Origin of the sequence: Pseudonocardia sp. CA-107938 (assembly GCF_050936315.1) — a bacterium.
Lineage (GTDB): Bacteria > Actinomycetota > Actinomycetes > Mycobacteriales > Pseudonocardiaceae > Pseudonocardia.
Window position 1 is genome coordinate 549,749 of record NZ_JBNJNA010000002.1, and the last position, 24,686, is coordinate 574,434.

Annotated in this window: 20 protein-coding genes; 8 read left to right on the forward strand and 12 right to left on the reverse strand. The window is 71.1% G+C overall.

What is annotated here, in order from left to right:
* Positions 1–64: 64 nt before the first annotated feature.
* The 10 genes from mmsA to ACQEVB_RS35590 form a co-directional block, all read right to left on the reverse strand.
* Complete coding sequence (gene mmsA, locus ACQEVB_RS35545; protein ID WP_432985469.1) at positions 65–1,603, reverse strand: multiple monosaccharide ABC transporter ATP-binding protein; 1,539 nt, start codon at positions 1,601–1,603, stop codon at positions 65–67.
* Between the two features lie 35 nt (positions 1,604–1,638).
* Positions 1,639–2,772: a multiple monosaccharide ABC transporter substrate-binding protein gene (chvE, locus tag ACQEVB_RS35550; RefSeq protein ID WP_432982375.1), complete on the reverse strand. Its 1,134-nt coding sequence runs from the start codon at positions 2,770–2,772 to the stop codon at positions 1,639–1,641.
* Positions 2,769–3,758 carry an aldose epimerase family protein gene (locus tag ACQEVB_RS35555; RefSeq protein ID WP_432982378.1) on the reverse strand — a complete coding sequence of 330 codons (990 nt, stop codon included), beginning with the start codon at positions 3,756–3,758 and terminating at the stop codon, positions 2,769–2,771. Before ACQEVB_RS35555 ends, chvE begins: the two co-directional genes overlap by 4 nt.
* A 2-nt stretch (positions 3,759–3,760) precedes the next feature.
* Positions 3,761–5,251, reverse strand: coding sequence for an L-arabinose isomerase (gene araA / locus ACQEVB_RS35560; RefSeq protein ID WP_432982381.1), 1,491 nt, complete (start codon positions 5,249–5,251; stop codon positions 3,761–3,763).
* Positions 5,248–5,910, reverse strand: a complete 663-nt coding sequence (locus tag ACQEVB_RS35565; protein WP_432982384.1) for an L-ribulose-5-phosphate 4-epimerase — start codon at positions 5,908–5,910, stop codon at positions 5,248–5,250. Before ACQEVB_RS35565 ends, araA begins: the two co-directional genes overlap by 4 nt.
* Positions 5,907–7,598, reverse strand: coding sequence for a ribulokinase (gene araB, locus ACQEVB_RS35570; protein WP_432982387.1), 1,692 nt, complete (start codon positions 7,596–7,598; stop codon positions 5,907–5,909). Before araB ends, ACQEVB_RS35565 begins: the two co-directional genes overlap by 4 nt.
* A 34-nt stretch (positions 7,599–7,632) precedes the next feature.
* Positions 7,633–8,643, reverse strand: a complete 1,011-nt coding sequence (gene yjfF, locus ACQEVB_RS35575; protein ID WP_432982390.1) for a galactofuranose ABC transporter, permease protein YjfF — start codon at positions 8,641–8,643, stop codon at positions 7,633–7,635.
* Between the two features lie 151 nt (positions 8,644–8,794).
* Entirely contained in the window at positions 8,795–9,850 is a 1,056-nt protein-coding gene (locus ACQEVB_RS35580) for an ABC transporter permease (RefSeq protein WP_432982393.1), read from the reverse strand.
* The gene (locus ACQEVB_RS35585; protein ID WP_432985472.1) at positions 9,843–11,336 is read right to left on the reverse strand and encodes a sugar ABC transporter ATP-binding protein; all 1,494 of its coding nucleotides are present in this window, start codon (positions 11,334–11,336) and stop codon (positions 9,843–9,845) included. The genes ACQEVB_RS35580 and ACQEVB_RS35585 overlap by 8 nt, the downstream gene beginning before the upstream one ends.
* Positions 11,337–11,372: 36 nt before the next feature.
* A complete protein-coding gene (locus ACQEVB_RS35590) occupies positions 11,373–12,392 on the reverse strand; it encodes an ABC transporter substrate-binding protein (RefSeq protein ID WP_432982396.1) in 1,020 nt (339 codons plus the stop codon).
* A 214-nt stretch (positions 12,393–12,606) separates the two neighbouring features.
* Here ACQEVB_RS35590 and ACQEVB_RS35595 point away from each other — a divergent pair, with 214 nt between their 5' ends.
* The 7 genes from ACQEVB_RS35595 to ACQEVB_RS35625 all read left to right on the forward strand — a co-directional run bounded on the left by ACQEVB_RS35595 (position 12,607) and on the right by ACQEVB_RS35625 (position 20,365).
* Complete coding sequence (locus tag ACQEVB_RS35595; RefSeq protein WP_432982399.1) at positions 12,607–13,620, forward strand: LacI family DNA-binding transcriptional regulator; 1,014 nt, start codon at positions 12,607–12,609, stop codon at positions 13,618–13,620.
* Positions 13,621–13,737: 117 nt separating this feature from the next.
* Positions 13,738–13,875 (forward strand): hypothetical protein, encoded by a 138-nt coding sequence (locus ACQEVB_RS35600; protein ID WP_432982402.1) that lies wholly within the window; start codon positions 13,738–13,740, stop codon positions 13,873–13,875.
* 140 nt (positions 13,876–14,015) lie between these two features.
* Positions 14,016–15,050 (forward strand): LacI family DNA-binding transcriptional regulator, encoded by a 1,035-nt coding sequence (locus tag ACQEVB_RS35605; protein ID WP_432982405.1) that lies wholly within the window; start codon positions 14,016–14,018, stop codon positions 15,048–15,050.
* A 35-nt stretch (positions 15,051–15,085) separates the two neighbouring features.
* On the forward strand, positions 15,086–16,456 hold the full coding sequence (locus ACQEVB_RS35610) for an ABC transporter substrate-binding protein (RefSeq protein WP_432982408.1): 1,371 nt from the start codon (positions 15,086–15,088) through the stop codon (positions 16,454–16,456).
* Positions 16,453–17,331: a carbohydrate ABC transporter permease gene (locus ACQEVB_RS35615; protein WP_432982411.1), complete on the forward strand. Its 879-nt coding sequence runs from the start codon at positions 16,453–16,455 to the stop codon at positions 17,329–17,331. The genes ACQEVB_RS35610 and ACQEVB_RS35615 overlap by 4 nt, the downstream gene beginning before the upstream one ends.
* A 92-nt stretch (positions 17,332–17,423) precedes the next feature.
* Positions 17,424–18,239: a carbohydrate ABC transporter permease gene (locus tag ACQEVB_RS35620; RefSeq protein ID WP_432985475.1), complete on the forward strand. Its 816-nt coding sequence runs from the start codon at positions 17,424–17,426 to the stop codon at positions 18,237–18,239.
* Positions 18,240–18,250: 11 nt separating this feature from the next.
* The gene (locus tag ACQEVB_RS35625) at positions 18,251–20,365 is read left to right on the forward strand and encodes a beta-galactosidase (RefSeq protein ID WP_432982414.1); all 2,115 of its coding nucleotides are present in this window, start codon (positions 18,251–18,253) and stop codon (positions 20,363–20,365) included.
* Here the strand turns inward: ACQEVB_RS35625 and ACQEVB_RS35630 are convergent.
* Positions 20,342–21,814 (reverse strand): DHA2 family efflux MFS transporter permease subunit, encoded by a 1,473-nt coding sequence (locus tag ACQEVB_RS35630; RefSeq protein WP_432982417.1) that lies wholly within the window; start codon positions 21,812–21,814, stop codon positions 20,342–20,344. The two genes, ACQEVB_RS35625 and ACQEVB_RS35630, sit on opposite strands and share 24 nt — an antisense overlap.
* 109 nt (positions 21,815–21,923) lie before the next feature.
* Positions 21,924–22,868 (reverse strand): LysR family transcriptional regulator, encoded by a 945-nt coding sequence (locus ACQEVB_RS35635; protein ID WP_432982420.1) that lies wholly within the window; start codon positions 22,866–22,868, stop codon positions 21,924–21,926.
* Positions 22,869–23,180: 312 nt separating this feature from the next.
* On the opposite strand from ACQEVB_RS35635, the gene ACQEVB_RS35640 reads away from it, so the two are divergent.
* Complete coding sequence (locus tag ACQEVB_RS35640) at positions 23,181–24,479, forward strand: DUF222 domain-containing protein (protein ID WP_432982423.1); 1,299 nt, start codon at positions 23,181–23,183, stop codon at positions 24,477–24,479.
* The last annotated feature ends 207 nt before the right edge of the window (positions 24,480–24,686 follow it).

The window sequence follows — 24,686 nt, forward strand, 5'->3', positions numbered from 1 at the left end:
CGGCCGCCGGCGGGCGGCTCGGACGTGGTCGGGGGCGTGTCGGTCCCCGCTGGGACAACGCTGGTCACGACACGAGCTCCTGTCCGTTCGGGACCTGGGTCATCAACTGCATGAGGCGCTCCTGGGTGGCGTCCGCGCGGTCGAGGACGCCGGTGATCCGGCCGGCCGCGAGCGCGTAGATGCGGTCGCAGATGCCGAGCAGCTCGGGCAGTTCCGAGGAGATCACGAGGATCGCCTTCCCCTCGTCGGCCAGCCGGTTGATGATGGTGTAGATCTCGTACTTCGCGCCGACGTCGATACCGCGGGTGGGCTCGTCGAGGATCAGCACGTCGGGATCGGTGAAGATCCACTTCGACAGCACGACCTTCTGCTGGTTGCCACCGGAGAGCTGCCCGGTGACGCTCGCGACGGTCGGTGCCTTGATGTTCATGCTGCGGCGGAAGTCCTCGGCGACGCGGTACTCCGCGCCGCCGTCGACCCAGCCGCGGCGCGCGAGCTTGTCGAGCCCCGCGCCGGAGATGTTGCGCTTGATGTCGTCGATGAGGTTGAGGCCGTAGCGCTTGCGGTCCTCGGTGGCGTAGGCGATGCCGTGCTCGATCGCGTCGCGCACCGAGCGCACCTCGATCGGCTTGCCGTCCTTGACGATCCGCCCCGAGATGCCGACGCCGTACGAGCGGCCGAAGACGCTCATCGCCAGCTCGGTGCGGCCCGCGCCCATCAGCCCGGCCAGCCCGACGATCTCGCCGCGCCGCAGGGTCAGCGACGCGTCCCGCACGACGGCTCGTTCGGGCTGGCTGGGGCTGTGCACCGTCCAGTCCTCGATGCGCAGGACCTCGTCGCCGATGGTCGGCTCGTGCGGCGGGTAGCGGTGCTCCAGGTCGCGGCCCACCATGCCGGCGATGATGCGGTCCTCGGTGACGCCGCCGGAGCGCATGTCCAGCGTCTCGATGGTGCGCCCGTCGCGCAGGATCGTCAGCGTGTCGGCGACGGCGGCGATCTCGTTGAGCTTGTGCGAGATCACCACGCACGTGATGCCCTGGTCGCGCAGCTCGCGCAGGAGGTCGAGCAGGTGCGCGGAGTCGTCGTCGTTGAGGGCGGCGGTGGGCTCGTCGAGGATCAGCAGGCGCACCTGCTTGGACAGCGCCTTCGCGATCTCGACGAGCTGCTGCTTGCCGACGCCGATGTCGAGCACCGGCGTCACCGGGTTCTCCCGCAGGCCCACGCGGGCGAGCAGCTGCGCGGCCTCGTGGTTGGTGCGGTTCCAGTCGATCAGGCCGCGGCCCAGTCTCGAACCAGTGCGCTCGTTGCCGAGGAACATGTTCTCGGCGATCGAGAGCTGCGGGCACAGCGCGAGCTCCTGGTGGATGATCACGATCCCGAGGGCTTCGCTGTCGCGGATGCCGGCGAACGCGCACGGCTCCCCGTCGAAGACGATCTCGCCCTCGTAGGAGCCGTGCGCGTACACGCCGGACAGGACCTTCATCAGCGTGGACTTGCCCGCGCCGTTCTCCCCGCAGATCGCATGGATCTCGCCCCGGCGGACCGTGAGGTTCACGTCCGCCAGCGCGACGACCCCGGGGAACGTCTTCGTGATGCCCCGCATGGTGAGGATCGCGTCGGAGGTCGGCACGGCGGGGCTCACTGCAGCTGGGCCGCGGTGTAGTAGCCGGAGTCGATCAGGACCTTCTGGTAGTTGTCCTTGTAGACCACGACCGGCTGCAGCAGGTACGACGGCACGACCTTGACGCCGTTGTTGTAGTCGCTGGTGTTGTTGACCTCGGGCTTGCCGCCCTTGAGCACGGCGTCGGCCATCTTGACGGCCGTGTCGGCGAGCTGGCGGGTGTCCTTGTAGATGGTCGCGAACTGCTCACCGGCGATGATCGACTTCACCGAGGCGACCTCCGCGTCCTGACCGGTCACGGCCGGGTACGGCTGCGCTGGCGTGCCGTAGCCGTTGCTCTTCAGGGCGGAGAGGATACCGATCGATAGGCCGTCGTAGGGCGACAGGACGCCGTCGACGCGGGCTCCGCTGGAGTACGTCGAGGTGAGCACGTCCTCCATGCGCTTCTGCGCGGTCGCCGGGTCCCACCGCAGGATGGCGACGGTGTTGAAGTCGGTCTGCTTGCTCTTGACGACGAGGGTGCCCTTGTCGATCAGCGGCTGCAGCACCGACATGGCGCCCTTGAAGAAGAACGTGGCGTTGTTGTCGTCGGGTGAACCGGCGAACAGCTCGATGTTGAACGGGCCGGCCTTGCCGCCGTCGGAGCCGTCCTCCTTCTTGATCCCGAGCCCGACCAGCAGCGACTCGGCCTGCTGCACGCCGACCTTGAAGTTGTCGAACGTGGCGTAGTAGTCGACGTTCGGGCTGTTGCGGATCAGCCGGTCGTAGGCGATGACCGGGATCTTGTTGTCCTTGGCCGACTGCAGCTGCGTGGTGATCGCGGTGCCGTCGATCGAGGCGATGATCAGCAGCTTGGCGCCGCGGGTGATCTGGTTCTCGATCTGGTTCACCTGCGTCGGGATGTCGTTCTCCGCGTACTGGAGGTCGACGGTGTAGCCGAGCTTCTCCAGGGCCTTCTTGATGTTGTCACCGTCGGCGATCCAGCGTTCGGACGACCGCGTCGGCATGGTGACGCCGACCAGTGCGCCCGCCGCGGAGCCGGAACCGGCGGCCGGGGCCTGGTCGGCCGTCTTCGCGCTGGAGCCGCATGCGGCCAGCGTGACGGACAGGGCCACTGCCGCAGCTGCGGCGGCCCATCGGGTCAGTCTCATGGTCTCTCCGTTGAGTCGGTTCCGAAGCGGAGCACGATGCGGGTGGTGTGTTCCTCGCCGGGGCGCAGCACGGTGGCGGGGAAGTCGGGACGGTTGGGGGCGTCGGGGAACTGCTGGGGTTCCAGGCAGAACGCGCCGTGCCGGCGCACCCGCCGCCCGTCGTGGGTGATGGTGTCGATCCGGTTGCCGCTGTAGAACTGCAGGCCGGGTTGGTCGGACAGGACGGTGAGCGTGCGGCCGCTGCCCGGGTCACGGACGATCGCGGCGGGGCGCAGGCCGGTGCCGCGCACGACGAAGCAGTGGTCGAAGCCACCGGTCGTCGCGAGTGCGGGGTCGGCGAGCCGGTCGCCGATCCGCGTCGGTACCCGCAGGTCGAACGGCGTGCCCGTGACGGGATCGGGTCCGCCGGCCGGGATCAGGTCCGCGTCGACGGGCAGGTAGAGATCGCCGAGCACGGTGATCTCGTGGTCGGCGATCGTGCCCCGGCCACCCAGGTCGAAGTAGGCGTGGTTGGTCAGGTTGACCACGGTCGGCGCGTCGGTGGTCGCGGTGATCGTGATCGCCAGCTCGGGCCCCCGCACCGTGTAGGTGACGGTGACACTGAGCGTGCCCGGGAAGCCGCCGTCACCGGCCGGGCTGGTGTGCCGCAGCGTGACGGTCTGCCCGCCGGGGACGGCGGTGGCCGGTCCCGCGGCGAAGTCGGCGTGGTCGAACCCGGCCGGGCCGCCGTGGAGGGTGGCGCCCGGCTCGTTGCGCGGCAGCACGTACCGCCGCCCGTCGAGGACGAACTCGCCGCCCGCGATGCGGTTGGCGTAGCGGCCGACGGTGGCGCCGAGGTAGGCGGTGTCGGCCTTGTAGTCGGGCTCGGCCAGGCCGACCACGACCTGTCCCGGCCGGCCGTCCCGGTCGGGTGCGGTGAGCCGGGCCAGCCGCGCGCCGTGGGGGACCACGGCGGCGGCCAGCTCTGGGGAGCGGAGCTCGATCATGATCAGTAGGACCCGGCGAGGTGGTGGTAGACCTGGTTCCAGCGCAGTTCCTGGGTGAACCGGCGGGTGGTCGTGTCGTCGTCGATCACGAGGAGCTCGGTGCGGGCGAGCTCGGCGAGGTCGTGCACCTCGTCGGTGGTCAGCGCCGTCGAGAGCACGGTGTGGTGCGGTGCCCCGGCGAGGATCCAGGCCTCGGTCGAGGTGCGCAGGTTCGGCCGTGGCTCCCACACCGCCCGCGCGACGGGCAGGTTCGGCAGCGGCTCGTCCGGCTCGACGACGTCGACCTCGTTGAGCACGAGCCGGAACCGGCTGCCCATGTCCGACATGCCGACGACGACGGCCGGGCCGGGGGCGGTGTCGAACACCAGCCGCACCGGGTCCTCGCGCGCGCCGATGCCGAGCGGGTGGATCTCCAGGCGCGGCCGGTCGGCCGCGATCGACGGGCAGACCTCCAGCATGTGCGCGCCGAGGATCCGCTGCGGGCCGGGGCCGAGGTGGTAGGTGTAGTCCTCCATGAACGACGTGCCGCCGGGCAGGCCGGCACCGGCCACCTTGAGCGTGCGCAGCAGCGTCGAGGTCTTCCAGTCGCCCTCGCCGCCGAAGCCGTAGCCGTCGGCCATGAGCCGCTGCACGGCCAGGCCCGGCAGCTGGCGCAGCGGGCCGAGGTCCTCGAAGTTCGTGGTGAACGCCTTCGCACCGGCCGCGTCCAGCAGCGCCCGCAGGCCCAGCTCGATGCGGGCGCCGTAGCGCAGCGACTCGTGCCGCTCCCCGCCGCGCCGCAGCTCCGGCACCACGTCGTAGGCGTCCTCGTACTCGCCGACGAGCCGGTCCACCTCGGAGTCGAGGCTCGCGTGCACGGCGTCGGCCAGGTCGGAGACGGCGTACGCGTTGACGGTGACGCCCCAGCGCCACTGCGCCTCCGTGCGGTCCCCCTCGGTCACGGCGACGTCGCGCATGGTGTCGCCGAAGCGCGCCAGCCGCAGCGAGCGGACCTCGGCCCAGCCCAGCGCCGCCCGCGTCCACGACTCGACGCGGGCCACCACGATCGGGTCGTTGACGTGCCCGGCGACGACCTTGCGCACCACGCCCAGCCGCGCCCCGATGTACCCGAACTCGCGGTCGCCGTGGGCGGCCTGGTTCAGGTTCATGAAGTCCATGTCGATCGTCGACCACGGCAGCGCCTCGTTGGCCTGCGTGTGCAGGTGCAGCAGCGGCGCGCGCAGCGCGTCGAGGCCGTGGATCCACATGCGGGCAGGCGAGAACGTGTGCATCCACGCGATCACCCCGACGCAGGACGGGTCGGAGTTCGCCTCCAGCATCGCCTTCTCGATGCCGGCGGAGTCGGTCAGCACCGGGCGCCACACCACGTCGACGGTGGGGAGCTGCCGGTCCAGCGCCTCCGCGAGCTCCCGGGACTGGTCGGCGACCTGCTTGAGCGTCTCCTCCCCGTAGAGGCCCTGGCTGCCGGTGAGGAACCAGACCTGCGCGCTCATGCCGTCACCTCTTGTCCGTAGGCGGTCGTGTAGCGCTTGTGCAGGGCGTCGATGTCGTCCTGCGGGATCGGGACGAGCTCGCCGAGCTGGCGCGCGATGTGGGTGGTGCGGGCGACGTCCTCGCACATCACGGCGGCCTTCACCGCGGCACGCGCGTCGGGGCCGATCGAGAACACGCCGTGGTTGGCCATGATCACGGCGGGGGAGCGGTGCCCGGTGAGCGTCGCGACGATGCCCTCGCCGATCGAGGAGTCGCCGATCCGCGCGAACGGGCCGAGCGGGATCTCGCCGCCGAACTCGTCGGCCATCGCGGTGAGCGCGCAGGGCACGGCCTCGTGCCGCGCCGCCCACGCGCTCGCGTACGTCGAGTGCGTGTGCACGACCCCGCCGACGTGCGGCATGTGGCGGTAGACGTACGCGTGCGCCGCGGTGTCGCTGGACGGGCGCAGCCCCGGCTCGACCGGGTTGCCGTCGAGGTCGCAGACGATCATGTTCTCGGGCGTCAGCTCGTCGTAGTCCACGCCGGACGGCTTGATCACGAACAGGTCCTCACCGGGCACGCGCCCGGAGACGTTCCCGGCCGTCCAGGCGACCAGGCCGTAGCGGACCAGCTCGGCGTGCAGATCGCACACCTGCTTCCGCAGGTCGTGCACGGTCATCGAACTTCCTTCCGGGAGAGCGCCGCGACGCGGATCGCGTGCAGGCGGTGCAGGACGTCGTTGCCGCCCCGTCCGAAGTGGTCGTGCAGCAGCCGGTACTCCGCGTAGAGCGCGTCGTACGCGGCGGCGCGGTCGGGGTCGGGCCGGTAGCGGGCCCGCTCGACCTTGCCCATCGCGGCCGCTGCCGTGGGGACGTCGGGGTGCGCCCCGGCCGCGACGGCCGCGTGGATCGCCGACCCGAGCGCGGGGCCCTGCTCGGAGGCGATGACGGAGAGCGGGCGGTTGCAGACGTCGGCGTAGATCTGCATGAGCAGCGCGTTCTTCAACAGCCCGCCGGCCACCACGAGCTCGGCGACAGGCACGCCGGCGGCCTCGAAGGCCTCGATGATCGTCCGGGTGCCGAACGCGGTGGCCTCCAGCAGCGCGCGGTAGGTGTGCTCGGGGCGGGTGGCGAGCGTCTGCCCCACGACGACAGCCGACAGCTCGTGGTCGACGAGCACGCTGCGGTTGCCGGAGTGCCAGTCGAGCGCCACCAGCCCGTGCTCGCCGATCTCCTGCGCCGCGGCCAGCTCGGTGAGCAGCGCGTGGACGCCGATCCCGCGCGCGGCGCCCTGCTCGTGGTACGCGGGCGGCACGCACGTCTCGACGAACCAGCCGAAGATGTCGCCGACGCCGGACTGGCCGGCCTCGTAGCCCCAGCGGCCGGCGACGATCCCGCCGTCGACGACGCCGCACATGCCCGGCACCTCGCCGAGCTGGTCGGACACCATCACGTGGCACGTCGAGGTCCCCATGATCGCGACCATCTGGCCGGGCTCCAGCGCGTTCGCCGCCGGCGGGGTGACGTGCGCGTCCACGTTGCCGACGGCGACGGCGATGCCGGCGGGCAGGCCCGTCCAGGCGGCGGCCTGCGCGGTGAGCCCGCCCGCCCGCGCACCCAGCTCGCCGATCGGGTGCTCCAGCTTCTCCTCGACGAAGCCCGCGAACTCCGGGTTCAGGGCGGCCAGGTACTCCCGTGACGGGTACTGCCCGTCCTGGCGGATGCCCTTGTAGCCGGCCGTGCACGCGTTGCGGACGTAGGTGCCGCACAGCTGCCACACGATCCAGTCGGCGGCCTCGATCCAGTACCGGGTCCGCGCGTAGATCTCCGGGTCCTCCTCCAGCAGCTGGAGCGCCTTGGCGAACTCCCACTCGCTGGAGATGCGGCCGCCGTAGCGGGCCAGCCAGGTCTCGCCGCGCTCCTCCGCGACCCGGTTGATGCGGTCGGCGTGCGCCTGTGCGGCGTGGTGCTTCCACAGCTTCGGGTAGGCGTGCGGGCGGTCGGCCAGCTCGGGCAGCTCACAGAGCGGGGTGCCGTCCTCCAGCGTGGGCAGGACGGTGCAGGCGGTGAAGTCGGTGGCGATGCCGATGACGTCGCGCGGGTCGACCCCGGACGCCGCCACGGCCTTCGGCACGGCGGTGCGCAGCACTTCCAGCCAGTCGGCCGGCACCTGCAGCGCCCAGTCGGGGGGCAGCGCCGCACCGGTGGCCGGCAGCTCCCGCTCGACGGCGCCGTGCCGGTAGGGGTGGACGGCGTCGGCGAGCTCGGCGCCGTCGGCGACACGCACGACGACGGCGCGCCCCGACAGGGTGCCGAAATCGACGCCGACGGTGACTGCCCGCTCGAACGGCACGGACGGGCTGGTCATCGGCGACCTCCTGGTTGTGTGGGGGCCTCGGCCATCAGCCGGGCCTGCGGACGAGCACGCGCTGGAGGACGACGAACACCAGCAGCAGGCCGCCGATGACGATCTTGGTCCACCAGGAGCTGAGCGTGCCCTCGAACGAGATGAACGTCTGGACGATGCCGAGCACCAGCACGCCGACCAGCGAGCCGACGACGAGCCCGACCCCGCCGGAGAGCAGGGTGCCGCCGATGACGACGGCGGCGATGGCGTCCAGCTCGGTGCCGACGGCCGCGAGGCTGTAGCCCGACAGCGAGTAGAAGGCGAAGAGCAGCCCGCCCAGCGAGGAGCAGAAGCCGCTGATCACGTACACGGCGACCCGGGTGCGGGCCACGGCGAGACCCATGAGGAGCGCGGACTGCGCGTTGCCACCGACGGCGTAGACCGTGCGCCCGAACCGGGTCCAGGCCAGCACGTACGCCGCGACCGCCACCACGACGACGGCCACCAGCACCGACGGGCTGACGTACAGGTCGGTGCCGGGGATGTAGACCGCGCCGGTGGCGAGGTCGGTGAACAGCGGGTCGCGGATCGGGATCGACTCGACGCTGATCACATAGCAGAGGCCGCGGGCGAGGAACATCCCCGCGAGCGTCACGACGAACGGCTGGATCTCCAGGTAGTGGATCACCACGCCCATGGCGAGACCGAGCGTCGACCCGATCAGCAGCACCAGCAGCATCACCGGGATCGGCGCCCATCCCTGGGCGAGCAGCTTGGCCGCGAGCACGCCGGAGAGCGCGACGACCGAGCCCACGGACAGGTCGATGCCGCCCGTGAGGATCACGAACGTCATGCCGACCGCGAGCACGATGAGGAACGCGTTGTCGACGAACAGGTTGAGCAGCACCTGGCCGGAGAAGAACCCGTCGTAGCGCAGCGAACCGGCCGCGAACAGCACCACGAACAGCACGAACGTGGCGATGGTCGGGAGCGAGCGACGGCCGATCCGGCCACGGCCACCTGCAGCCGGGGTCGGCCCGACCAGCGGGGGCAGGGTCGCGGTCATCGTCCGCCCCCCACCACGCCGCGAGTTGCCCCGTTCAGGACGGTGAGTTGGCCGGATCGGGACTCCCGAGATCCGCAACTCGCCGTCGCGATCCGGGCAACTCGCCGTCCCGATCGGGGCAACTCGCCGTACGGGTGCGGGCAACTCGCGGTCATCGCACGTCCGCCTTCTCGAGAGCCGGGGCAGCCGCCGGCGTCGGACCGGATGTCGGTGGTGGGGCCTGCCGCCGGCGCAGCGCGCGGATCTTGGGCGACTGCGCCAGGCAGACGACGATGATCACGGCCGCCTTGAACACCAGCGTCACCTCGGGCGGGATGCCCATCGTGTAGACGGTGGTGGTGAGCGTCTGCAGGATCAGCGCGCCGACCAGCGTGCCGCTGATCGAGAACCGGCCGCCCGACAGCAGCGTGCCGCCCACGACGACGGCCAGGATCGCGTCCAGCTCGATCCACAGCCCGGCGTTGTTGGCGTCGGCGGCGGTGACGTTCGAGCTGATCAGCAGGCCGGCCGCACCCGCGCACAGCGCGGTGAAAACGTAGCCGCCCCAGATGATCCCGCGGGCGCGCACACCGGCGAGCCGGCTCGCGGCCGGGTTGATGCCGACCGCCTCGATCAGCATGCCCAGCGCCGTGCGCCGCACGACCAGCGCGACGACGGCGAACACGAGCGCCGTCAACACCACGGCGACCGGCAGGCCGATCAGATAGCCGCCGCCGAGCTCGCCGAACAGCGGGTTGCTCACGGTGATGATCTGCCCGTCCGTGATGAGCTGGGCGATCCCGCGACCGGCCGTCATCAGCACCAGCGTCGCGATGATCGGCTGGATGCCGAAGACCGAGACGAGCAGGCCGTTCCAGGCGCCCAGCAGGAGCGCGAGCCCGAGGGCGACCAGGGCGCCGGTGACGGCGGCGCCGGGAGCGGTGGGGTCGGGGGAGCCGGCGATCCACGAGCAGGCCACGGATCCGGCGATGGCGACGGTGGCGCCGACGGAGAGGTCGATGCCCCGCGTCGCGACGACCAGCGTCATGCCGAGCGCGATCAGCGCGGTGGGCGCGCCGTTCTTCAGTACGTCGATGACGCTGCCGTAGAGGTGCCCATCGTCGACGCGCAGCGCGAAGAACCCGGGGTTGAGCAGCAGGTTCAGCAGCAGGAGCGCCAGCAGCGCCACCACCGGGCGGACCAGTGGCGCCTGCAGGGCCTTACGCATCGCTGCCGCCTCCGCTCGCGATCAGCTCCATGACGCGGCCGGTGGAGGCCTCGTCGCGGGTCAGCTCGGCGATCTTGTGCCGGTCGCGCAGCACGGCGACACGGTCGGACAACCGCAGGACCTCCTCCAGTTCGGCGGAGACGAACACGACGCCCATGCCGTCGCCGGACAGGTCCGCAACGAGCTTCTGGATCTGCGTCTTCGCGCCGATGTCGATGCCGCGGGTGGGTTCGTCGAGGATCAGCAGCCGCGGTTCGGTGATCAGCCAGCGGGCCAGCAGGCACTTCTGTTGGTTGCCGCCGGACAGGTTGCGGATGAGCGCGTCGGGATCGGCCGGGCGGATGTCCAGCGCCGCGATCCACTTCTCGACCAGCGCGTCGGCCGTGCGGCGGGGGATCCGCCGCGCCCAGCCGCGCCGGGCCTGCAGGGCCAGCACGAGGTTCTCCCGCACGGTCAGGTCGCCGACGATGCCGTCGGCCTTGCGGTCCTCGGCGCAGTAGGCGATGCCACGGGCGATGGCCGGGAGCGGGGTGCGCAGGGCCACCGCCTGCCCGTCGACGACGATCTCGCCGGAGTCGGCGCGGTCGGCCCCGAACAGCAGCCGCACCAGCTCGGTGCGGCCCGAGCCGAGCAGCCCGGCCAGCCCGACGACCTCGCCGGGTCGCACGGCGAGGTCGGCCGGGGCGATCGCCCCGGTGCGGCCGACACCCGTCGCGGCGAGCAGGGGCGCCTCGCCCTCGACCGGCGCGGCCGGAGCACGGTCGAGGTCCTCCAGCTCGGCCAGCTCGCGGCCGATCATCTTGGCGACCATCTCCACGCGCGGCAGCTCGGCGATCCTGTACTCGCCGACGAGCCGGCCGTTGCGCAGGATCGTCGCCCGGTCCGCGATCGCGTAGACCTGCTCGAGGAAGTGCGAGACGAACAGCACCGCCACCCCGCGGTCGCGCAGGTCGCGGACCACGCGGAACAGCTCCTCGACCTCGCGGGCGTCGAGGCTCGACGTCGGCTCGTCCAGGACGAGCACCGCCGCGTCGACGTCGACGGCCCGCGCGATCGCGACGAGCTGCTGGGTGGCCAGCGGGTGGTCACCCAGCAGCGAGTCGGGATCGAGGTCGAGGTGCAGCGACGCCAGCAGCTCGCGGGTGCGTCGCCGCATCGTCTTCCGGTCGATCCGCCCGGCGCGCCGCGGCTCGCGGCCGAGCAGGATGTTCTCCGCCACCGTGAGGTTGGGGCAGAGGTTGACCTCCTGGTACACGGTCGCGATCCCAGCTGCCTGGGCGTCGGCGGGCGCGGCGAACACCGCATCGCGCCCGCCGACGACGACCGTTCCGGCGTCGATCGAGTACACGCCGGTCAGAGCCTTGATCAGGGTGGACTTGCCCGCCCCGTTCTCACCCATGAGGGCGTGCACCTCGCCGGGCAGCAACCGGAAGTCGACGCCGTCGAGCGCCTTGACCCCGGGGAAGCCGATCTCGATGCCACGCATCTCCACGATCGGAGGGTTCTGTGGGGCGGTCATGGCTCAGTACTGCCGGCTGGGCAGGGCCTCGGCAGCCTTCGCCTGGTCGAAGGTCGTCTCCTCGGTGAGCACGCGCTTCGGCACCTCCTGGCCGGCCTTGACCTTCTTCGCGAGGTCCATCAGCTGCGGGCCGAGCAGGGGGTTGCACTCGACGATGTAGTTGATCTTGCCGGCGGCCAGCGCGGTCATGCCGTCCTTGACGGCGTCGACCGAGATGATCGTGATGTCCTTGCCCGGCACCTTGCCGGCGGCCTCGATCGCCTCGATGGCACCCAGCGCCATGTCGTCGTTGTGCGCGTAGACGACGTCGATCTTCGGCTGCGACTTCAGGAACGCCTCCATGACCTGCTTGCCGCCGGAGCGCGTGAAGTCACCGGTCTGCGAGGCGACGACCTTCAGGTTCGGCGCGACCTTCGTGGCCTCGGCGAAGCCCTCCTTGCGGTCGATCGCCGGCGCGGCGCCGGTGGTGCCCTGCAGCTCCACGATCGCGACCGGGTCGGTCTTGCCCTGGTACTTCTGCACCAGCCACTCGCCGGCCTTCTTGCCCTCGACGGTGAAGTCCGAACCGAGGAAGGTCTTGTAGAGGCTGGTGTCGGGCGAGTCGATCGCGCGGTCGGTGAGGATCACCGGGATGTTGGCGCGCTTGGCCTCCAGCAGCACCGCGTCCCAGCCCGTCTCGACGACGGGGGAGAAGGCGATGATGTCGACCTTCTGCTGGATGTAGGAGCGGATCGCCTTGATCTGGTTCTCCTGCTTCTGCTGCGCGTCGGAGAACTTCAGGTCGACCCCCGCCTTGGCGGCCGACTCCTGGATCGACTTCGTGTTGGCGGTGCGCCAACCGCTCTCCGCGCCGACCTGCGCGAAGCCCATCGTGAGCTTGTCTCCGCCACCGGATCCGCCGGCGGCGGGGGCGCTGCCGCCGCCCGATCCGCAGGCGGCCAGTGCGGTCGCGAGCACGGCTGCGGTAGCGGCTCGGGCCAGGAATCGGCGCCGAGTGGAGCTCGGGAGTGTCGTCGTCGACATCGGGTGGTTCCTCCGGTGGAGTAGCCGGGCGCGGCTGATGTGCGGCGTAGTGTGAACGTGAACATTCGATCGCGTCAAGGGTGTCGCGCACAGCGATTTCTGCAGTACTGTGCCCCCGCATCGGGCGACCACGTTGTAGTGATCGCTCTCAACACGCGCGCCGCGATCCGTCGGATACGGTGGGTCGACACGGAGCCGGTGAGGAGACGATGCGGTGCCGAAACTCGTGCGGGACCCGTCGATCCTCGACGTCGCTCGGCTCGCGGGCGTGTCGCACCAGACCGTCTCGCGCGTCCTCAACGACCATCCCAACGTTCGCGACACCACCCGGCAACGGGTGCGCTCCGCCATCGCGGAACTCGGGTACCGGCCCAACCGGGCCGCCCGCGCCCTGGTCACCGGCAGCTACCGGTCCATCGGCGTGGTCGCCCCCCGCTCCACCCTCTACGGCCCTGCGTCGCTGCTCGCGGCGTTCGAGGAGCAGTCGGCGCTGGAGGGGTTCACGGTCACCGTCACGCGGCTGCGGACGTTCACCACGTCCGTCGTCCGCGAGGCCGTGGGCGGCCTGCTCGACCAGCGGGTCGCGGGCCTGATCGTCATCGCGCCGCTCGCGGCCGCCGCGGACGCCCTCGACGACCTCCCCGACGACCTCCCCCTCGTCGCCGTCGACGGGCACCCCTCGCGGGCCGGGTCCAGCGCCACCGTCGACCAGGTCACCGGCGCACGCCTCGCCACCGCGCACCTGCTCGACGCCGGCCACGGCACCGTCTGGCACGTCTCCGGGCCACCCGACTGGTTCGACGCCGCCGGCCGCGTCACCGGGTGGCAGGCCGAGCTCCGCGCCCGCGGCATCGACCCGCCCCCCGTCATCGACGGCGACTGGACCGCCGACTCCGGCTACCGCGCCGGCCAGCTCCTCGGCCGCATGCCCGAGGTCACCGCCGTGTTCGTCGCCAACGACGCCATGGCCGTCGGCGTGCTGCACGCCCTGCACGAACACGGCCGCCGCGTCCCCGACGACGTCAGCATCGTCGGCTTCGACGACGTGCCGGAAGCCGCCCACTTCATCCCCCCGCTCACCACCGTCCGGCAGGACTTCGACGCCGTCGCCCGCGAGAGCCTCGCCCTCCTCATCGAGCGCATCGACGGCTCGGAGTCCGTCGAGGGGCGGCTCGTGGTGCCCAGCCTCGTGGTCCGGTCCAGCGTGGCGCCCCCGCCTGGTCGGTGACGGTTCTCGTTCTCCCGTTCGTTGTGTTGTTCCGCGCGGCTCGGGTCCCCGGGGCTCCGCCCCGGACCCCGGCCTTCCCTCCGGTGGGGCCTCCGCTCTTCCGGTGATGGCTCGCGCGTGCGGCAGACCACGGTAGTTCTGGCCGGCTGGAACAGCGCTGGTGTGCCGCTCGCGCGCGTTGTCGGCCGGGCCCGTCGTCGGCCGCCCGGCTCGTCCGTGATCAAGGGCAAAATGTCGCTGTTCAAGATCGTCTGACGACCTTTTGCCCTTGATCACCGCAACCAGCCCCAGCCGCACCCGCCCGGGTCACGGTTCGGTAACGGCCGTTGACTCGATCTTTGACTACGTAGACATTTGCCGCCTTGACTACGTAGTCGGACCGACAGGAGCCACCGATGGCGCGCACGTCCGAGCCCGGTACCCGCCGCCGGCCGCCGGGGAGCACCGACGTGGCTCGCCTCGCCGGGGTGTCGCAGAAGACCGTGTCGCGGGTCATGAACGACGAGCCGCACGTCACGGACGAGGTGCGGCAGCGGGTGCTGCAGGCCGCGCAGCAGCTCGGCTACCGGCGCAACAACGCCGCGCGCGCCCTCACGTCCGGGCGGAGCAACTGCATCGGGGTCGTGTCGCTGGGCAGCGCGCTCTACGGGCCCGCGACGGAGCTGGTCGCGCTGGAGCGGGCGGCGCGGCGCACCGGTTACGCAGTCAGCATCGTCAACACCACCAGCGGCGATCCGGGCGGGATCGCCGGCGCCATCGACACCCTCCTCGAGCAGGGCGTGGACGCGATCGTCCTCTCCGAGCCGATCGACGAGGGGCCGGTGGAGGTCGCGCTGCAGGTCCCGGTGCTCGCGCTCGGGCCGGCGCCCGGGGTGACAGCCCCGCACGTGATCACCAGCCTCGGCGGCATCGGCACGCCCCCGGCGTACGAGGCCACCGAGCACCTGCTGTCGCTCGGGCACCGCACGGTCCACCACGTGGCCGGTCCGCAGCCGTGGTTCTCCGCGCGCGAGCGCGTCGACGGCTGGCGCCAGGCGTTGCGTGCTGGGGGCGCGGTGGAGCCTGCGGTCCTCGCGGGCGACTGGTCGGTGGCGTCGGGCTACGCGGCCGGCCGCGCGCTGGCCGCCGACCCGGCCGTCACCGCGGTGTTCGCCGGCAACGACGACATGGCCATCGGGGTCATCCGGGCCATGGTCGAGGCCGGCCGCGCCGTCCCCGACGACGTGAGCGTCGTCGGCTTCGACGACATCCCGATCGCCGCCTACCTGAACCCGCCGCTGACGACCGTGCTCCAGCCGTTCGACGAGATCGTGCAGGCCGGCATCGCGGCGCTCGTCCAGGTCCTCGAACGTCCGGACGACCCGGCCCCGGACGTCACACCACCGCAGTGCCGGCTCGTCGTGCGTTCCTCGACGGCGCCGCCCCGATAGGCCACTTTTCTGCTTCTGGAAAGGGAGTGCGCACGATGACGTCCACATTTTCCCGGCGACGGCTGCTGGCCGCCGCATCCGCCCTCGCCGTCGGCACGGTGCTCGCCGCGTGCGGCGGGGGCGCGAGCAGTGGCGCGAACCCGGCTGCGCCCGCGGCCGTCACGCAGGCCGAGATCGACAAGGCCATGCAGACCCCGACCGAGCTCACGTTCTGGACCTGGGTGCCCAAGATCGAGAAGGAGGTCGCCCTCTTCCAGCAGAAGTACCCGGCGATCAAGATCAACGTCGTGAACGCCGGCCAGGGCGAACCGCAGTACACCAAGCTGCGGACCGCGCTGAAGGCCGGCACCGGCGCCCCCGACGTCGCGCAGATCGAGTTCCAGTACATCCCGACGTTCTCGATCACGAAGAGCCTCGTCGACCTGCGCCCGTACGGCGCGGAGGGGCTGAAGGACAAGTTCGTCGACTGGACGTGGGGCCAGGTCGTCGGAGCCAACGGCGAGGTGTGGGCGTACCCGCAGGACACCGGCCCCATGGGCATGCTCTACCGCAAGGACATCTTCGACGCGCACGGCATCACGCCGCCGACGACGTGGGACGAGTTCGCGCAGGCCGCGAAGAAGCTGCACGCCGCCGACCCGAAGATCGCGATGACGAACCTCGCCAACAACCAGAACGGCGCCTGGATGGGCCTGCTCTGGCAGGCCGGCATCAAGCCGTTCGAGGCCACCGCGCCGGACTCGGTGAAGGTCGCCGTCAACGACCCGCGCTCGAAGGACCTCGGGAAGTACTGGCAGGGCCTGATCGCCGACGGGTCCGTCTCCACCGACCCGGACTTCACCGACTCCTGGTACCAGGGCCTCGCCCAGGGCAAGTACGCCACGTGGCTCACCGCGGCGTGGGGGCCGGTGTTCCTGTCCGGCAGCGCCGGCTCGACGTCCGGGCTGTGGCGGGCGGCCCCGCTGCCGCAGTGGGACGCGAGCAAGCCTGCGTCCGGCAACTGGGGCGGCTCGACCAGCGCCGTCGTCGCCGGCACGAAGAACCCGATCGCCGCGGCCAAGTTCGCCGAGTTCCTCAACACCGACCCGGCCTCGACGAAGGCGTTCGCCACCGAGCAGTTCCTCTTCCCCGCGACGAAGGCGCTGCTCGCCGACCCGTCCTTCACCCAGCAGAAGCCGGACTTCTACGGCGGCCAGACCGTGAACCAGATGTTCGCCGAGGTCAGCGACACCGTGGACACCAAGTTCCAGTGGCCGCCGTTCCTCGACCAGGCCGTCACCGACTGGGACGAGACCGTCGGCAAGTCGTTCGCCGACAAGGGCGACGTCGGCGCGGCGCTGGACTCCTGGCAGCAGCGCATCGTCGACTACGCCAAGAACCAGGGCTTCACGGTCGCGACGCCATGACCGCCACTCCGCGGGCCAGAGCCGGGTACCTGTTCGTCGCGCCGTTCCTCGTCGTCTTCGTCGCCCTGTTCCTGCTCCCGCTCGGCTACGCCGGCTACCTCAGCCTGTTCCGGGAACGGCTGATCGGCGGCGTCACCTTCGCGGGCCTCGACAACTACGTCCGAGCACTGAGCGACGAACGGCTGGTCGCCGGCGTGGTGAACGTCGGGAAGTTCTTCCTGCTGCAGGTGCCGGTCATGCTCCTGCTGGCGCTGCTCGCGGCGCTGGCCGTCGACAGCGGGCTGCTGCGGGCGGCGAAGGTGTTCCGGCTCGGGATCTTCGTGCCGTACGCCGTGCCGGCCGTGGTCGCCACGCTGATGTGGGGCTACCTGTACGGCCGCGACTTCGGGCCGTTCGCCCAGCTCGCCGAGGCGACGGGCGGCGCGCCGCCGGACTTCCTCGCCCCCAGCGCGATGCTCGGCTCGATGTCGAACATCGTCACCTGGGAGTTCACCGGATACAACATGATCATCCTGTACGCCGCGCTGCGGACGATCCCGACGGAGCTGTACGAGGCGGCTGCCGTCGACGGTGCCGGGGCGTGGCGGATCGCGTGGAGCATCAAGGTCCCCGCGATCCGGCCGGCGCTGATGCTGTGCCTGATCTTCTCCGTGATCGGGAGCTTCCAGCTGTTCGCGGAGCCGCAGCTGCTGCAGCGGCTCGCGCCCAGCGTGATCGACGGCGCGTACACGCCGAACCTCTACGCCTACACGCTCGCGTTCACCGGCCAGGAGGTGAACTACGCCGCGGCCGTGTCCTTCCTGCTCGGGCTGGTGATCGTCGTCGTGTCGTCCGCGGTGCTGTTCGTCTCCCGGCGAGGAGGACGCCGGTCATGAGCGCGACCCTCCTCGACGCACCCGCCATCCCGGACGTCCCGGCGCCGGCCCGCCGCGCGCGTCCCCGGCGCAGCAACCTGCTCACCCTGGCCATGCTGGCCCTGCTGATCTACTTCCTGATCCCGCTGTTCTGGCTGGTCGTCGCCTCGACGAAGACGACGGGTGACCTGTTCTCCACGTTCGGCCTGTGGCTGGCGCCGGACTTCTCGCTGTTCTCCAACATCGGCGAGCTGTTCACCTACGACGGCGGCGTCTTCACGAAGTGGCTCGCCAACACCGTCCTGTACTCCGTGGTCAGCGCCGGGGGAGCGGCGCTGCTGTGCGCGATGGGCGGCTACGGGTTCGCGAAGTACCGCTTCCGCGGCAACGACGCGCTCTTCGGCATCGTCCTCGGCTCGATCATGGTGCCCACGACCGCGCTCGCCATCCCGACGTACCTGCTGTTCAGCAAGGTGGGTCTGGCCAACACGGTGTGGGCGATCATCCTGCCGAGCCTGGTCAGCCCGTTCGGGCTCTACCTCATGCGCGTCTACGCCCAGGACGCCGTGTCCGACAGCATCCTGGAGGCCGCCCGGATCGACGGGGCGGGGGAGCTGCGGATCTTCTTCCAGGTGGTGCTGCGCAGCCTCGCCCCGGGCATCGTCACGGTGCTGCTGTTCACCCTCGTGGCGACGTGGAACAACTACTTCCTGCCGCTGATCATGCTGAACGACCCGAACCTCTACCCGATCACGGTCGGGCTCTCGGCGTGGTCGTCGCAGGCGGTCGGGGGTGGCGGCGGCACCGCGCAGCTCCTGGCGCTCGTCGTCACGGGCTCGTTGATGTCGATCATCCCGCTCATCGCCGCGTTCCTCATGCTGCAGCGCTACTGGCAGTCGGGGCTCACGGCGGGCGGGGTCAAGGAGTGAAAGGACCATCCGTGCCGGCACTGCCTGCCCGTGTGCTCTTGGGCGCTGCCTACTACCACGAGTACCAGCCCTACGACCGGTTGACGACCGACCTCGACCTGATGGTCGAGGCCCGGTTCTCGGTCATCCGCGTCGGCGAGTCCGTGTGGTCGACGTGGGAGCCGGAGGACGGGCAGTTCGAGCTCGACTGGCTGCAGCCCGTGCTGGACGGCGCGCACGAGCGCGGCATCGCCGTCGTGCTCGGCACGCCCACCTACGCCGTCCCGCCGTGGCTCGTCCGGCTGCACCCCGAGATCGCGGGTGAACGCGGTACCGGCCGGCCCATTCCGTGGGGCGCGCGGCAGGAGGTCGACTTCACCCACCCCGCGTTCCGGTTCCACGCCGAACGCGTGATCCGCGCGATCGTCGCCCGCTACGCCGACCACCCCGCCGTGATCGGCTTCCAGGTCGACAACGAGCCGGGCAACGAGCTGCTGCACAACCGCGGGGTCTTCCAGCGGTTCGTCGACGACCTGCGCCGCACCTACGGCGACGTCGAGACGCTCAACCGGGAGTGGGGCCTCGTCTACTGGTCGCACCGGCTCTCCACCTGGGCGGACCTGTGGACGCCCGACGGCAACGTCCAACCCCAGTACGACGTGGCATGGCGGCGCTTCCAGGCCCGCCAGACCACCGAGTTCATCGCCTGGCAGGCCGGGATCGTCCGGGAGTACGCGCGGCCGGAGCAGTTCGTGACGACCTGCATCTCCTACAACCGCCCCGCCGTCGAGGACGACGAGCTCACCGACGCCCTCGACGTCACCGCGGGCAACCCGTACTACGGCATGCAGGACGCGCTCGCACTGCCCGACCGCCGCACGGCGGTGCAGGACTGGACGACCACCGGCACCTGGGCGCTCTACCACAGCGCGGACCGCATGTACTCGTCCCGGCAGGAGCCGTTCCTCGTCACGGAGACCAACGCGTCGAGCATCGGTGGTCCGTGGTCGAACCGGCCCGCCTACGACGGGCAGTGGCGGCAGGCGGCGTGGGCGCTGGTGGCCCGCGGTGCCCGCATGATCGAGTACTGGCACTGGCACACGCTGCACTTCGGCACCGAGACGTACTGGGGCGGCGTGCTTCCGCACAGCGGCCGGCCGGGCCGGACCTACCGGGAGATCGCGCAGCTCGGCGCCGAGCTGGAGACGGCGGGCGAGCTCGTCGCCGGGCTCGTCCCGGACGCCGACGTTGCGGTGGTGCACTCGCTGCCCAGCCGGTGGCTGATGCAGAAGTACCCGCCGCTGGCCGACCCGGACGGCGGCCCGGACGACAACGCGTACCACGGCATCGCCGACCCGTTCTACCGCGGCGCGTTCGACGCCGGGCTGCAGGTGCGGATCGTGCACGCCCGCCAGCTCCTCGACGTCGAGCCGGCCGAGCTGGCCGCGCGGCACCCCGTGCTCGTCGCGGCCGGTCTCTACGTCGTCGACGACGTCACGCTCGACCACCTCGTCGCCTACGCCGAGGCCGGCGGGCACCTCGTGCTCGGCCCGCGCACCGGGTACGGCGACCACGAGGGCCGGGCGCGGGCCGAGCGCGCCCCCGGGCGGCTCGCCGAGCCCGCCGGCGTCTGGTACGACGAGTTCTCCAACATCTCCGGCGAGCTGCCGGTGCACGCCGTCGACGGTTCCCCGTTGCGCATCGGGGCTGCGGCGACGGCGACCCGCTGGGTCGACGGCCTGAACGCGGCCGGCGCCGAGGTGCTGACGCGCTACGAGCACCCCCACTTCGGTCGCTGGCCCGCCATCACGACGCGCGAGCACGGCGCCGGCCGCGTCACCTGCGTCGGCACGGTGCCGAACCAGGAGCTGGCCGCCGAGCTGAGCCGCTGGCTGGTCCCGAACCCGCGGCACGGCTGGCAGCAGGTGCCCGCGAGCGTCACGGTCACCACCGCGACCGCGACCGACGGGCGGCGCGTCCACGTCGTCCACAACTGGGCGTGGGAGACGACGACGGTGACCGCCCCGGTGGAGCTGCGCGACGTGCTCGGCGACAAGGTGCAGCCGGCGGAGCAGTCGCTCGTGCTCGAGGCGTGGGACGTGCGGGTGTTCGTGGAAACCGGGTCACGCCGCGGGCTTGCGGGGTAGGAACAGCGCCGACACCAGCGCCAGCACGAGCAGCACCAGTGCCCAGCCGAACGTCGACGCGTAGGCGGCGGCCAGCGGCGCGGCCAGCGGGCCCGGGTCGCGCGGCGCCACCGGTGCCGCCCCGACCGCCGTGAGCCGGCTCGCGATCTGGTGGGTGAGCACCACCGACAGCGTCGCGGTGCCGATAGCGGCAGCGCTCTGCTGGATGATCGTCAGGCTCGTCGAGCCGCGGGCGATGTCGACCGGCTTCAGCGTCTTCAGCGCGATCGACATGTTCGGCATCCCGACCAGGCCCATCGCGGCGCCCAGCACGAACAGTGCCACGGAGATCACCCAGTACGGCGTGGTGTCGGTGAGCTGCGTGAGCGCCGCTGCCACGCCGATCGTCACCAGGATGCCCAGCGGGACGATCCGCGCCGCGTGACCGCGGTCGACCAGCCGGCCGGCGATCGGCATCACGAGCATCACGCCGATGCCCTGCGGCACGAACAGCAGCCCCGCCTCCAGGGCGCTCTCCCCGCGCACCTGCTGGAAGTACAGCGGGAACAGCAGCAGCGACCCGAAGACCGACACCATGAACAGCACCATCGTGATCGTGGCGACCGAGAACCCGCGGTCGCGGAACAGCTTCAGGTTGATCAGGGCGTGCGGGATGCGCGCGGCATGCCACAGGAACACGGCGATCAGCACGGCGCCCGCGCCGGCGGGCAGGAACACCTGGGGATGCCCGAAGCCCTCGTGCGCGGGCACCTGCGCGAGCCCGTAGATCAGCGCGGCCAGACCGGGGGAGAGCAGGAGCAGACCGAGCACGTCGAGCTTCGCCGCCGGGCGCGGCTCGTCCGCTGGCAGGATGCGCGCGCCCAGCGCCAGCGTCAGGATCCCGACCGGGACGTTCACGAAGAAGATCGCCCGCCACGACACCCCGTCGACCAGCCAGCCACCCAGCACCGGCCCGACGATCGGGCCGAGCTGCATCGCGATGCCGAGGACGGCCATCAGCCGGCCGATCCGCGCCGGCCCGGCCGCGCCGACCAGGATCGTCGTGCTCAGCGGCAGCAGCATGCCGCCGCCGAGGCCCTGCAGAACGCGGAACCCGATCAGCGATCCGGCCGACCACGCGCAGCCGGCCAGCGCCGAGCCGACGACGAACAGCACGATCGCGGTGAGGTAGACCCGCTTGGTGCCGAACCGGTCGGCGGCCCAACCGGACAGCGGGATGACGGTGGCGAGCGCCAGCGTGTAGCCGGTCGCCACCCACTGCATCGTGGCGAGGGTGGTGTCGAACTCGGTGATCAGGCGGTCGAGCGCGACGTTGACCACGGTGATGTCGAGCATCGCCATGATCGCGCCGAGCACGATCACCCCGCCGATCGCGAGGATCCTCCGGTCGAGCTTCTCGGGCGCGGGTCGCGCGTCCGCAGTCGTCGTCGGAGCGGTGTCTTGCGTCATGGATCGTCCCTGCCTGGCGGCCCAGAGAGGCCGCCGTCGTCCGTCAGCCGGATTTACGATCGGCAATGGTGAGGGACGACCGGGGTCTTGCCGCAAGCCCCGGGGTGCGCTATACGTTGAACATGGCGGGAAGGGTCTTCCCCCGCTCCCCGGTCAATTCGGCCAGCTTCGCCGTGACCTCCGCCGCCGTCTCGACGGCGATCTCCACCGCCCGTGCCGCCAAGGGCGACTGCGACGACGTGGCCGGCCAGTGCAGGTGGATGCCCCGGCTCGGCGCCGGCTCCAGCGCGTGGATGGAGAGTCTTTCGTCGGACTGCGCGTTCGACCCGTAGAGGGCGAGCCACGGCAGCACCGTCCAACCGAGACCCGCCCGCACCATCGACAGGATGGTCTCGTTGCCCGGCGTGCGGAAGACGATCCGCGGCCGCGCACCGGAATGGGCCAGCACCGGATCCATCCACGCCTGGTCGCACGCCAGGTGGCAGCCCACGATCGGGCGGCCGTCGAGCTCCGCCTGCGCGACGGGACCGTCCGGCAGCTCGCCCGGGCGCGTCACCAGCAGGTACGGGTCGTCGAGCAGCGTGATGTGCTCGACGTCGCCGTCGACGACCCGGTCGTAGAACAGCAGGTCCAGACCGTCGATCTGCGGGTCCGCCGCCGGGGCGTCGGCCAGCCGGATCTCGCACGTCGGGTGCTCCTCGCGCAGCCGCCGCATGAGCGCGGGCAGGATCACCGTGGACACGCTCTGGAACGTGCCGACGTCGATCCGGCCGTCGCCCGCCTTGAACCGGTCGACGGCGTCGGCCAGCTCCGCCGCCTTCGCGAGCAACTCGCGTCCGTGCTCGAGGACGACCGCGCCGAGCGGGGTGATGCGGACGGGTCTCGGTCCGCCCGGGCGTTCGAACACCGGGCCGCCCACGGCCTTCTCCAGCGCCGCGATCTGCTGGCTGATGGACGACTGGGTGTAGCCGAGGCGCTGGCCGGCGCGGCCGAACGTGCCCTCGTCGACGATGGCGGCCATCGTTGTGAGGTGTCTCAGCTCGACGTCGCTCACGTGGTTGAGGGTAGCTCTCGGCAGTCCGTTGTGATCGCGGTCGTTGGGCCTCCTGAACTACCCCTTCGCTCTCCTGGTCTTCGGTTTGTAGTCCCCGGTGTTGTTCGCACGAGCGGGGTAGCGCGGTTGGGGTGCTCCTTGTGGTTCTGGCGCTGCCCGGGTTTTCAAACGAAAAATGTGGTCGGCCTGGCGGCCGTACCCGACTCGGAACTCTGTCTGACTGCCTCTCCTCGCTTTGCTTGCGTGGGCAACTGGCCATGGTGCCGATTTCGAACACTTGTTTGGCGCGCCTGTTTTCGGTAGGATACAGGCATGTCCACGTCCGTCTTGGTTGCGCAGCTCGCTGACGCTGTTGCGCGGCTCGAAGAGCAGAAGAATGCTCTCGCCGCACAGCAGGCCGCGGCGATTCTTGCGCTGGGGCGGGCGGTCGCGGCGCAGCAGATCGATGCCGGTGTGGTTGACCCTGATGATGTGCAGCGGGTTGTTGCCGAGCAGGTCGGTCAGGCTTGCCGCGTGTCAGCTGTCGAGGGTGGGAAGCGGGTGCGGATCGCTCGGGATCTGCATGCCGGGCACTCCCGGGTGCGGGCCCTGTTCGCGGCCGGACTGCTCAACGAGCAGAAGGTCGCCTTCATCACCGGCGCCGGGTCGCACCTCGACCCCGAGGAGCGGTCCTGGGTCGATGAACAGCTCGCCGAGCGTGCTGTCGAGACCTTGAGCGTCCGGCGGATCCACGATCTCGCCCGGAAGTTGGCGGCGGAGGTGGCGCCGGAGAAGTTTGCCGAGCGCTGCCGGCGCGCCCGGTCCGGGCGGCGGGTGTCGGTGCGGCCTTCCACCGAGCCTGGCATGGCGGATCTGACCGCGCACCTGCCGGTGGAACAGGCCGTGGCCTGCTACGCCGCGTTGCGCAAGGCGGTCAACGACGTGTGGGTCAAGCCGGAGCCGGTGCTGCGGGGGCGGGGCGAGATCATGGCCGACACCCTGGTCGAACGGCTCACCGGTCAGGCCCAGGCCGAGGACGTCGACATGCAGGTGAACATCGTGGTCCGGGTCGAGGACCTGCTCGACCCCGACAGCGCACTGCCCGCGGAGGTCCCCGGCTACGGTCCCGTCCCGGCCGACATCCTGCGCACCGGCGCGGGCCGCAAGACGTGGCGACGGTTGTTCACCCGGGACGGGGCGATCATCGGCGGCGACTCGGTGCAGCGCTGCTTCACCGGGGTCCTGGCCGAGCTGATCAAGATCCGCGACGGGGGCCGGTGCACCGCCCCGTTCTGCGATGCCCCGATCCGCCACATCGATCACATCGAGCGGTGGCGCGACGGTGGCCGCACGACTTTCGACAACGGCCGGGGCTTGTGCGAGTTCCACAACCATCTGCGGGAAATCGGGACCACGGCCAGTCGGCCACGCCCCGCAATGCAAGCGACGGCAATCAGACAGAGTTCCCAGTCAGGTACGGCGCGCCAGGCGCAGATTGAGCTCACCGTCACCGACGTGTCGCTGACTCCTCGCGAAACAGCCCGTACAGAACGGCGTCGTAACCGAGCCGCACCACACCGGCGACGACGAAGGGCAGTCCGATCCAGGAACTCTGCAACAGCACAGCGCTGACGAGGGGTGCGCCGGCTCGCGCCGCGTAGCGGGCGATGTTCGTGTACGCGGCGGCCGGGGTGCGTTCTGCCGGATCGACGATGGTGGCGACGTAGGCCTGGCGGGCCGGGACGTCCATCTGGGAGAGCGCGGCCCGGGCCAGGAGCAGGGCGAGGGCGATCGGGAGGGTCGGGGCGAGCGGGACGGCGGCGAGCAGCAGGTTCGCGG